This is a genomic window from Paenibacillus dendritiformis (assembly GCF_015845845.1).
Classification (GTDB): Bacteria; Bacillota; Bacilli; order Paenibacillales; family Paenibacillaceae; genus Paenibacillus_B; species Paenibacillus_B dendritiformis_C.
Map to the genome: position 1 here is coordinate 1 of NZ_LDIG01000257.1, position 2272 is coordinate 2272.

Below are 2272 nucleotides of genomic sequence, written 5' to 3' on the forward strand. Positions count from 1 at the left end.
AACTGTACTTGCCCAAATTCGCTGTAATTAAATAGCAGAAAAAGAGACACCCTTGACTCTCTGTGTAAAATAGAAGTGCGACCAACCACTCTACGCAGAGGAGATCAAGAAATGTCTCATACGTATACGTTAACACAGCATCGCCATTGGAACAATATCTTTCGGCAATGGAAACTCCCGTTGTATTTTTCCAAATCTGTCCTTAATCACATCACTCACTTTGTAGATGGCATGTTGTCATCTGGATTTACAGGTACCTTAACAGACATACATCGTGAAAGCTTGCATCATCGGGATCGCAGAAGCTTAAGTCATTTTTTATCCCATGGGAAGTGGGATGAACAGTTCCTGAAGCAAATCGTACGTAATATCGCCTATCAGCAAGTCAAATACAGCGCTAAGCACAATAACAGTCCTATCTTTGTCATTGTAGATGATACGGTGTGTGAAAAAACCAAACCTTCGTCACGGGCGGTTGACTCGATCCAGGGCTCAGCCTTTCACCACTCTCATCTCAAGGGAAAGAAGGTCTATGGTCATGCTGTAGTGGAAGCCATGCTACGGGCGGGTGATATAGTATATCCCTTTGCAACAGAACGCTATGAATCCAAAAGCAAGAGCAAGATTGATCTGGCTTGTGACATGATCCGGCAAGTGCCCAGGTCCCATCACCAAACGTACGTATTAATGGATTCGTGGTATCCTTCAGCCTCTGTTCTTCAGGTGAGTAGCGAGCAAGGATTCCATGTCATTAGCGGTCTGAAGACCAATCGCATCATTTACCCACAAGGGATTCGCCAATCGATTAAAGAATTTGCTTCGTTTATGTCGAAGTCTGATACCGATCTCGTGACCATCGGAGAAGACTCTTATCGCGTTTATCGATACGAAGGAAAGCTCAATTTGCTTGATAATGGAGTCGTTCTTTTCTGCTGGAAAGAAGGAGAAGAACTGAACCCTAAGCAGGTGAAAGCTTTTCTAAGTACAGATGTTTCTCTAACCAACAAGCAAATTCTGAGCTATTATAGCAAGCGATGGTCGATTGAAACGTATTTTCGAACGGCGAAAGTCCACCTCGGCTTGGATCGATATCAGGTTCGATCTACGAAAGCGATCGATCGCTACTGGGCGCTACTCTCTTTTGTTTCGATGTGCTGTATTTACAGCGGGCAAGGCTATCTTTTGGATGGATTGCACCAATATCGACGAGAAAAAAAGCAACATTGGATTGAATATGTTTATAAACAAGCTCTATCCGGAGTAGCTCTCGCTCAAATTCAAACACAGCTTGGAGCTGCATAGGGGTACTGTCAGCTTTTTTAGATTTACATTTTCTTGAAGTGTTTATTGGCATGTACAGTAAAGAAATAGAAAATGAGAAATGTGATATTGTTATCGGATCCAGGTTTTTGAAAAAATACATACAATCATGGATTCTTCAGGAAAATAGGAACTAATACTTTCAAATTGTTGATCAAGATAAAAAGGCTTTTGAATATTATGTGAAGTCAGGAAATTATCCTGATTATCCCGACGCGAACTTAATTATTTTGATGTTAAAATTGGGATACAAAATCAAAGAGATACCTGCTACAATGCATGAAAGAATGAGTGGTGTAGGAATGCACGACTCCCCATATAAGAATATAAAATATATGATTTCCATGTTTTATTCTTTGATAATATTTGTTTTAAAAGGCAGTGGGAATAAAGAAAGGGGTAAGTATGGATTATAAGTTATTGATTGTTGCAAGGGTTGTTTCAGTTCTTTTATGCATTTATATTGTTAATCGAGCTAAAAAAATGCACTTATTGAAAAAGAATCATTTTTTTGGCTAATAAGTTCATTTATTATGGTGTATGTATCTTTTATGCCTAATAGTTTAGAAGTCTGGTGAAAAAGTCCGCTTAAACAGGTCTTTCCCACGGTTTTGTCGAATTTGTACTGTAACAAATAATCGAGAGAGTGATTGAACATGAAAGCCTATAAGTCATCGGCTGTCCAGCCTCAGATGTTTCAATTCGTGGATATGGATGAACTCGTGCCGAAAAAGCACATCCTGCGTCAAATCAACGAGGCGCTTGATTTATCCATCGTCCATGATTGGGTAGCGCCGCTATATACGGAACGCACCGGTCGCCCGGCGGCTGACCCGGAGCGAATGGTTCGACTGATGCTGCTTTTGTATTTGTTCAACCACTCCGAACGGGAATTGTATCAACTGCTGCCCATGCATGCGGGCTATTTGTGGTTTTGCGGACTGGATTTCGA

2 protein-coding genes are annotated in these 2272 nt (G+C 40.8%); both read left to right on the forward strand.

Features of this window, described 5'->3' with window-relative positions; all coding sequences use genetic code 11:
- The first annotated feature begins 111 nt into the window (after window positions 1-111).
- Window positions 112-1302, forward strand: coding sequence for an IS701 family transposase (locus ABD76_RS25575; RefSeq protein WP_197254446.1), 1191 nt, complete (start codon window positions 112-114; stop codon window positions 1300-1302).
- Window positions 1303-1976: 674 nt separating this feature from the next.
- A partial coding sequence (locus tag ABD76_RS25580; protein WP_197259791.1) for a transposase occupies window positions 1977-2272 on the forward strand: 296 nt, incomplete at its 3' end.